The following is an 8,186-nucleotide window of genomic DNA, read 5'->3' as shown; positions in this document are numbered from 1 at the left end:
GCGTGACCGACTCGTCCAGGTTGAGCCGCAGCACCTGCGTGGTGAAGGCCACGCGGGGGTTAGACGCTCCGGGGGTGCGGTTCACCATTCAACACATGAACGATCATTCAACCACTGCCCCGAGGATAACATATGAGCAACTGTTCAACAATAGACGCGGAAGGAGAACACGAGGGCCGCCGAGTGGCGGCCCTCCGGTGTCCTTGGCCAGGTCGGTGCTACGCCCTACTCGGCGGCGTGCTCGAGGGCGCAACGTAGGATCGAGGTAACGTGGGCGTCTGCGAGGCGGTAGAAGGCTTGCCGCCCCTCCTTGCGGAAGGTTACTAGGTTGATGGAGCGCAGGAAACGCAACTGATGCGACACTGCCGACTCGCTCATGCCTACCACCGCCGCGATGTCGCACACGCACAACTCCTCGACCGACCACAGCGCCGAGAGGATGCGCATGCGGGTGGGGTCGGCGACGGCCTTAAGCAGCTCGGAGGCTCCGGCGATGGCCCCTGGGGCGGGCATCCCCTGACGGGCCCGGGCCACGGCCTCGGCGTGGACGACCTTGACCTCGCAGACTGCCGGATCAGGGACGGTGGGTGTTGAGACGGCCATATCAATAAGGTAGCACAACGCGAACGGCGTGCCCCGGGCTCACACCCCCAGCGCCCTGATCGCCCTCGCAGCTCTCCTACACACCCTCGAGGGAGGGGTGCGGGCAGGGCTCCACCCCACCTACCGCGCCCAGACCAAACCTGGGCAGTGCGGAAGAGCGCGTTCTTGTGCGACTACCTCCAGCTTGAGTCCCTGCACCCGGAGATCCAGGGAGCCTGAACATCATCGAGGCCTGGGAGGCGCTAACAACTTTGTCTTCATCTTCTACGGCAAGGGCCCCGAAGGCACCAGTGACCGCGACAAGGACCGGGAGACTCTCCCGCGTCGCCCGCGCCTCGACCACCGGCCCCACCACCTCGGCCGCCTCGAGCGGGAGCACCGGCGGCAGGCTCAGCCCCAACCCCGCCAGCAGCCCCAGGCCCAAGTAGGGGCGCACGCGGCTCATCGCACCGGGTTCTCCGGCCCCCGGCCCCGGTAGGTGTCCACGAAAGCGGCGGCGGCTGAGGGGTCCCAGCGCTCCAGCCGCAGGGTCTTGTTCCAGGCCGTGAGGATCACACCCGGCCCCAGGCCCGCTACGGGGGTCACCACCAGCCCGTCCCAGGCCCCGCGGAAGCGGGCCGCCCAGCCCTGGAGGGCCTGCAGCGCGCCCTCGCCCGGCCGGTCATAGTAGACCACCACATTGCCGTGCTCGAGGGAGTGCACCAGCTTCTCCTCCGGCTGGGGGGCGGTGTAGAAGCCCGCGTCCACCCAGTCGGGCCAGTGGGTCCCCGAGGTCGGCGGGCTGCTGACGTAGCGCAGGTCCTGGCCGAGGCTCGAGTGGGCCCGTCCGGCGTCGGCGCCGATCTCCACCCGTCCCAGCGCCGCCGCTCCCTGCGCCACCAGGGCCTCGAAGCCGGCCTCTGCCTGCCGCGCGTGCCACCCCAGCCAGCCCCCGTAGGCCAGGCCGATGGCGGCGAGGGCGGCCACCACCCAGCGCCCGGCGACCCGCCGGGGCGGGGAGGTCTTGGGCGGGTCCTGTCTCGGAGCTCTCGGGCTGGGCGTGCGGTTTCCTCTTGGCCGTTTGCGTGTAGCCGCCTTGGGGGCGAACCGGTTGCTGGGGTTCTTGGACATGGTGAGGGCCTCCTTGATGGCCAGGGCGCTGCCGGTCGCTCGAGCGCGGCCCGGCAGCGGGATTTCTGGACGCGGCGGGGTTGAGGGCGCAGGCAGCCCCTTGTTCGTAGGGAAAGGCCGGGGGTTCACCCCCAGGCCCCGGGTCGGGAAGGTTTCAGCCTGCCACAGGCGCGCCGGGTCAGGCCCGCGGCGGCGGTCGGGGCACCGCGAGGGCGAGCTGCTGGCGCCGCAGTGCCGGTCCAGCAAAGGGCCGAGGGAAGCAGGGCGCGAATAGCCCCGCCCCACCTGCCTCGGCGGCCCAGCAGTGCCCGGCCGGGCACTGCTGGTGACCCCAGGCACAACCTGGATCCGACGGGAGCTGTGGCCCGGCCTGCAGCGCGGGGAGGTGCCCATACCCGGGGCTCGGATGCCCGGCTCCGGCTCGCGGCAACAGCACAAGGAGCGCCGTCAGGGCCAGGACCAGCAGCCCCCGCCCCGGCCCGAGACCCCGCGGTTTATCCGTCCCGCCCTGCGGCCGCTGAAGAGTGCCTCGAGCGGGGCCGGGCCTCAGCCCTCTCCGCGCCATCGGCCGATCCGCCACAGCCACAACCCCCCTGCTAGGGTCATCCCCACCATCACCAGGCCGAGCGGGTTGGCCCCGGCCGCCTCCCCCCATATCACCCCCTGGGCGCTGGGCACCGGCAGGCCCACCGTGCGGGTCAACAGGAAGGCGATCACCAGCAGCAGCGCCAGCCAAGCCCCGCCCCGGTAGCTGCGCGCGGGCGGGGCCCCGGCACCGGGGCGGTCGGCGGCGTCCAGCAGCAGCAGCAGGCCGGTGAACACCGCGTACAGGAGCTGGAAGGAGAGCAGCCCCATGAACAGCAGCGCGTACCAGAAACCGGCGGGCTGCTGGTCCAGCGGCAGATCCCGCCCGCGGAACAGCGCGCCGCACAACCCCCCGCCCAGTGCCCCGCCGAAGCCCAGCAGCTGGAGGAAGAAGGGCAGGGCCAGCAGCGCCAGCGCCCACTGGGGCGCGGGTCGGGGACCGGGAGCCGTCATACTTGAACCATTGTTCATCTTTCTGCTACCTTGAGTCAAGGGGCAGGACGATCGTCCCGGGGAGATCCCCATAGGGTGAACGGAAGAGTGAACAGGCCATGACCGCGCCGCAGACCACCGCCCCCCGCCGGGCCCTGTGGGTCTGGATGCTGGCTTTGACGTGTCTGCACCTCGCGCTCGAGGCCGTGCCCGGGGTCAGGGCGGCGGGCGGAACCTCCGCCGCCCTGACCCTCGAGCAGCTCACTCAACACAACCGACTCCCCGCGCAGCTGTGCGGCGGCCAGCCCTCCGGCGGCCCCGACGACGAAACGCACGGCGACGGCGAGCGCTGCTGGCTGTGCGCCTTTCCGCTGCTGGGAGCTCCCGCTCGGCCCGAACCGGCGGCGCCGCGGGCGGCACGTCTGGAGGTCCCCCCGCGGGGCTACTGCCCGGTCCTACCAGCCCCAACGCGGGCGGCAGCAGCGAGGGCCCCGCCCGCCGAGGCCCGGGGCCCTCAGCCCTTGCCGCTCGCCCGACTCCGGGCGAAGATCCAACCCTGACCCCGCGCAAAAACCCTACCCGAACGCTCGTGGGAGGTCTGTTTGACAAGCAAATTCCGGCCAGCTCTGCTAGCTTTAATGGCCCTAGCGACCGTCCTCGCACCGCTGGCCCGAGCTCACGCCGACGGGGTGATCTCAACCCTCGAGGCGAACGAGCGCCTAAAGGTCAGGCCCACCGAAGTTCGGCTCACCTTTAACGAGCCGGTCGAGCTCAGGTTCTCCACCCTCAAGGTCTACCCCCTGCACGACCCAGCCCGGCTACGCACCCGGACCAAGGCCTTGGTCGGCCGGGTGCTCAGGCTGAAAGGGGACGAGACCCCGCGGGCCGACCTCGGCCCCAAAACCCCCCCGCGCACCACTCGGGCGGCGGTCATCGGCCTGAAGCCCGGCCTCAAGCCCGGGGCCTACATGGTGATATGGCGCGTCCTGTCAGTGGACACCCACCCTAGCGAGGGCTTCTTCGTCCTTCACCTACCGGCCCTAGAGCGTGTTAGGCACTTTGGTGTAGCCGCTGTCCAAGACGGGGTTACAACGTGCCTCGGGCTAGGTCGGAAGAGGCCAGAAGCCGGGTTCAGCACGAGACTTTTCTAAAAGTTCATAACACGCTCTGGGAAACCGGGACACCCGGAGGAGAGCGTCACAGACCGAGGACTACGAGATCAAAGGAGAGCACGAATGTCGATGCCACGAACCCTCATACACGCTGCGCTGCTGGCGCTGGGGCTCACCCTGGCCCAGGCCCCCGTGGTCCGAGTGCAGGACCCCTACGTCCGGTTGGTGCCCCCGACCCTCAAGGACACCGCGGCCTACATGACCCTGGAGAACCTGGGCACAAAGCCTCTGCGGCTTGTCGGGGGGAGCACCCCGGCGGCCGCGATGGTGATGCCGATGCGGGGGGTGAGCGAGGTCCGGGGCGGGCAGGAGGTCAAAGGGATGCGCCCGGTGGAGCACCTCGAGATCCCCCCCAAGGGCCGCCTGGTGCTCAAACCCGGCGGCGATCACCTGATGCTGGTGGGGCTCAAAGCCCCCCTCAAGGAGGGCCAGAAGATCCCGCTCACCCTGCGCTTCGCGGGGGGCCTGAGCCAGACTCTGGAACCGACCGTGCAGGCGAGGTGAACATGTCCGACCCTATCCAAGGCCCAGACCATGGCCGAACCCGAGCCCAACCCCTGAGGCGGCCACTTCAGGCCGTCGGCCTGCTGACCGGGGCGGTGGGCTTGGCGGCCCTGCTAATCTTCGCCCTGCCCCGCATGGGGGCCTACAAGCCTTACGGCACCCCGCTGCTCGATCCCCGGCCCGCTGCCGACTTCCGCCTGACCGGCTCCGACGGCAAGGCGTACACCCTAAAGAGCTTCCGCGGCAAGGCGGTGCTGATCTTCTTCGGCTTCGTCAACTGCCCCGACGTCTGCCCCACCACCCTGGCCGAGCTGAGCAAGGTGTACCAGGCCCTCACCCCTGCCGAGCAGGGGCGGGTGCAGGTGCTGATGATCACCGCCGACCCCGAACGCGACACCCCGGCGGTGCTGGAGAAATACGTGACCTTCTTCGACCCCCGCTTCCTCGGGCTCACCGGGACCCCCAACCAAGTGGCCGAGGTGGCCAAGGGCTACGGGGTTTTCTACCAGAAGTCGCAGATCAAGTCGGCCCGGGAGTACAGCGTCGACCACACCGCCAGCGTCTTCCTGGTCGACCCCCGGGGCCGACTGCGGCTGATCTACGGCTACGGCAAGGCCCGGCAGACCGACCGGGTGTTGCAGGACCTGCGCTGGGTGCTGAAGGGCTGAACGCGGGGAAGGAAGGGCACAGCCCCAGAACCACCTGACCCGGCCGTCTGAATACTTTTCCAACCTTGACACTCATCTTAAGGCGGGGCTAAACTATTGGCGTGAATAGTTTAGCCCCGCCTAAATATGACCTCTCCGAGGCCCGGCAGGACTCCCTCCAGCAGGTCCTGCTGCTGGGCAAGGGCGTGCGGCTCACGGAGGCGGGGTACAAGGTAGCGCTGGAGGTGCTGCGCCACCACCGGCTGCTGGAAACCTACCTGCACCAGGCCCTGGGCTACGGCTGGGAGGAGGTGCACGCCGAGGCCGAGCGGCTCGAGCACCACATTTCCGAGGCCTTCGAGGCCCGCATTGCCGAGTGGCTGGGCCATCCCTCGCACGACCCTCACGGCGATCCCATCCCCACCGTCCACCTCGAGCTGCCCGATTCCCAGCCCTCCAGGCGACTGACTGCCCTCGGGGGCGGTGAATGGGGGGTGGTGACCCGCGTGGCCACGCAGGACCAGGACAGCCTGAACCTCTTCGCGCACCTGCACCTGCGGCCTGGGGCCAGGGTGGAAGTGCTCGAGCGCCTCGAGCAGGGAGTGCGGGTCCAGATCGGTAAAGAACGCTTTCTGCTGCCCATCAGCCTGGCTCAGGCGCTATGGGTAGCTGAGGAAGGTGGACGACTCGCCGATAGCTCATAGCTAATAGCCGATATGAGCTATCGGCAATAAGCAACGAGAGGTACATATGAGGAGCTTTCTTCCCAAACTGTTCTCCCGCCGCCAGGTGCTTCGCAGCCTGGGCGGGGTTGCCAGCGTGGCCGGCGCGGCGGCCTTGGGTCTTGGCCAGGGGTCGAAACCGGCCCCCCAGGGCGAAGTCGGTGGCCACAGCGGTCACTACATGGGCGCCGCCGACCCCAAGCAGATGGGCCACGGCAACAACCTGACCGTGGGGGCGGTCGATCACCAGGCCAACGGCTTCGACCCTCTGCGGCTTTTGGTGGACTGGGACTACGGCAAAGTGAGCACGCTGCCCAGCGGCCAGACCCTGCGCGAGTACGAGTTCGTGGCCCAGGAGAAGGAGATCGAGATCGCCCCTGGGGTGTTTTTCCCGGCCTGGACCTACAACGGGCGCGTGCCGGGCCCTACCATCCGCTGCACCGAGGGCGATCGCATCCGGGTGCGCTTCACCAACAGCTCGAGCCACCCCCACACCATCCACTTCCACGGCATCCACCCCGCCGAGATGGACGGCACGCCGCTGCCCGGCAACGGCGGCCTGGTCCAGCCGGGCCAGAGCTTCACCTACGAGTTCACCGCCGAGCCCTTCGGCTGCCACCTCTATCACTGTCACTCCCTCTCGCTCAAGCGCCACATCCACAAGGGCATGTACGGGGCCTTCGTCGTCGATCCCAAGGGAGGTCGCCCGCCCGCGCGCGAGTTCGTGATGGTGATGAACGCCTTCGATACCAACTTCGACGGCGGCAACGAGGTCTACGCGGTCAATAGCGTGGCCTTCGAGTACGCCCGGCGGGCCATCCCGCTGAAGCTGGGCGAGCTGGTGCGGATTTACCTGATCAACGTGCTCGAGTTCGACCCCATCAACACCTTCCACCTGCACGCCAACATGTTCGACTACTACGACCACGGCACCACGCTCGAGCCCACCCTGCGCCGGGTGGACACCATCTCCCAGGTGCAGGGACAGCGGGGGATCGTCGAGTTCCGCTACAAGTTCCCCGGGATGTACATGTTCCACCCCCATGTCTCGGAGTTCACCGAACTGGGCTGGATGGGGCACTTCAACGTGGTCAGGCCCGAAGACTTCGCCCAGGCCCTGCAGAGCGTGGGGCTCGATGCGGCCTGGGACCAGAAGAGCCTCCAGGGCAGCACCGTGCCCTGGAAAGGGGGTGAGCAGGCGTGAGCGTCGAGCGCAACACCACACCTGCGAACAAGGGAGGCTTTGGCTGGGCGCTAGCGCTGGTGCCGCTGTTGCTGCTGGGCCTGGTGCTGGCCTACCTGGTGACGACGGGCGGCGGGTTGCGGGAACTGGCCGGGCCTCCGCTCGAGAAGGTCACCATCCAGCGCATCACCCTGCCCGAGCCCGGCGTGATCCAGGTGGAGGTCGTCAACGACGGCCCGCAAGCGGTCACCATCCCCCAAGTGCTGGTGGACGAGGCCTACTGGGAATTCAGCGCCGAACCCTCCACGACCATTCCCCGGCTGGGGCGGGCCACCTTCACCATCCCCTACCCCTGGGTCGCGGAGGAGGCCCACGCCGTCACCCTGATCACCCGCCTGGGCACCACTTTCGAGGGGGAGATTCCGGCGGCGGTGCAGACTCCAAGCCTCGACGCCGGCCTGTTCTGGCGCTTTGGCCTGGTGGGCCTGTACGTGGGCGTCGTGCCGGTGGTGCTGGGGATGCTGTGGTACCCCTGGATGCGCCGCCTGGGCAGGCGGGCCATGAGCTTCGTCCTCTCCCTCACGGTGGGGCTCTTGGTCTACCTGGCGGTGGGCACCTGGCTCGACGCGCAGGAGTTCGCCGCCGAGCTGCCCGCCTTCTGGCAGGGGATTCCGGCGGTGATCCTGGTGGCCCTGATCGCCCTGGGCGTGCTCGTGGCCACCGGAAGCCACCGACCGGGCGCTTCCGGCGAGCGCAGCCCCCTGAGCCTGGCCTACCAGATCGCGCTGGGCATCGGCCTGCACAACCTGGGTGAGGGCCTGGCGATTGGCGCGGCCTTCTCTGCCGGGGAAGCGGCACTGGGCACCTTCCTGGTGCTGGGCTTCACCCTGCACAACATCACCGAAGGGGTGGGGATCGTGGCTCCCATAGTGCGGCAGAACCCCGGCCTCAAGCACTTCGCGCTGCTGGCCCTGCTGGCGGGGGGGCCGGCCATCCTGGGCACCTGGATCGGGGGCTTCGCCTTCAACCCGGTGCTGGCCACGCTCTTCCTGGCCGTCGGGGTCGGAGCCATCCTGCAGGTGGTGTGGGAGGTGGGCAGGCTGGTGGCCAAAGACAGCGCCCGGCTCGAGCTTCCCACCCTCAACTGGGTCAACCTCGGCGGCTTCGTGGCCGGGGTCGCGGTCATGTACCTTACTGCCTTCATGGTGAAGTTCTAGAGGGTGTTATG

At 68.7% G+C, this 8,186-nt stretch carries 10 protein-coding genes; 7 read left to right on the top strand and 3 right to left on the bottom strand.

Annotated elements, in window-relative coordinates:
- Positions 1-225: 225 nt before the first annotated feature.
- Complete coding sequence (locus Mterra_RS04845; RefSeq protein ID WP_036219988.1) at positions 226-603, bottom strand: ArsR/SmtB family transcription factor; 378 nt, start codon at positions 601-603, stop codon at positions 226-228.
- A gap of 290 nt (positions 604-893) precedes the next feature.
- Here Mterra_RS04845 and Mterra_RS22175 point away from each other — a divergent pair, with 290 nt between their 5' ends.
- Positions 894-1,031: a hypothetical protein gene (locus tag Mterra_RS22175; RefSeq protein WP_157202968.1), complete on the top strand. Its 138-nt coding sequence runs from the start codon at positions 894-896 to the stop codon at positions 1,029-1,031.
- 13 nt (positions 1,032-1,044) lie between these two features.
- Here Mterra_RS22175 and Mterra_RS04835 read toward each other — a convergent pair whose 3' ends face one another.
- Entirely contained in the window at positions 1,045-1,713 is a 669-nt protein-coding gene (locus Mterra_RS04835) for a DUF3105 domain-containing protein (RefSeq protein ID WP_051304425.1), read from the bottom strand.
- A 546-nt stretch (positions 1,714-2,259) separates the two neighbouring features.
- Positions 2,260-2,751 carry a hypothetical protein gene (locus Mterra_RS04825; RefSeq protein WP_051304426.1) on the bottom strand — a complete coding sequence of 164 codons (492 nt, stop codon included), beginning with the start codon at positions 2,749-2,751 and terminating at the stop codon, positions 2,260-2,262.
- A 581-nt stretch (positions 2,752-3,332) separates the two neighbouring features.
- Here Mterra_RS04825 and Mterra_RS04815 point away from each other — a divergent pair.
- The 6 genes from Mterra_RS04815 to Mterra_RS04790 all read left to right on the top strand — a co-directional run bounded on the left by Mterra_RS04815 (position 3,333) and on the right by Mterra_RS04790 (position 8,175).
- Positions 3,333-3,881 carry a copper resistance CopC family protein gene (locus tag Mterra_RS04815; RefSeq protein WP_147372549.1) on the top strand — a complete coding sequence of 183 codons (549 nt, stop codon included), beginning with the start codon at positions 3,333-3,335 and terminating at the stop codon, positions 3,879-3,881.
- A 90-nt stretch (positions 3,882-3,971) separates the two neighbouring features.
- A complete protein-coding gene (locus Mterra_RS04810) occupies positions 3,972-4,406 on the top strand; it encodes a copper chaperone PCu(A)C (RefSeq protein WP_027894367.1) in 435 nt (144 codons plus the stop codon).
- A gap of 95 nt (positions 4,407-4,501) precedes the next feature.
- Positions 4,502-5,074 (top strand): SCO family protein, encoded by a 573-nt coding sequence (locus tag Mterra_RS04805; RefSeq protein WP_420804474.1) that lies wholly within the window; start codon positions 4,502-4,504, stop codon positions 5,072-5,074.
- A gap of 101 nt (positions 5,075-5,175) precedes the next feature.
- A complete protein-coding gene (locus tag Mterra_RS04800; protein ID WP_036219989.1) occupies positions 5,176-5,757 on the top strand; it encodes a metal-dependent transcriptional regulator in 582 nt (193 codons plus the stop codon).
- 46 nt (positions 5,758-5,803) lie between these two features.
- Positions 5,804-6,979: a multicopper oxidase domain-containing protein gene (locus tag Mterra_RS04795; RefSeq protein ID WP_119314141.1), complete on the top strand. Its 1,176-nt coding sequence runs from the start codon at positions 5,804-5,806 to the stop codon at positions 6,977-6,979.
- Complete coding sequence (locus Mterra_RS04790) at positions 6,976-8,175, top strand: ZIP family metal transporter (RefSeq protein ID WP_119314140.1); 1,200 nt, start codon at positions 6,976-6,978, stop codon at positions 8,173-8,175. Before Mterra_RS04795 ends, Mterra_RS04790 begins: the two co-directional genes overlap by 4 nt.
- The last annotated feature ends 11 nt before the right edge of the window (positions 8,176-8,186 follow it).

The organism is Calidithermus terrae, from assembly GCF_003574345.1.
In the GTDB taxonomy this organism is placed as follows: Bacteria; Deinococcota; Deinococci; order Deinococcales; family Thermaceae; genus Calidithermus; species Calidithermus chliarophilus.
Note: the sequence above shows the minus strand (reverse complement) of the source record. Positions and strands in the feature narration are given on the sequence as shown.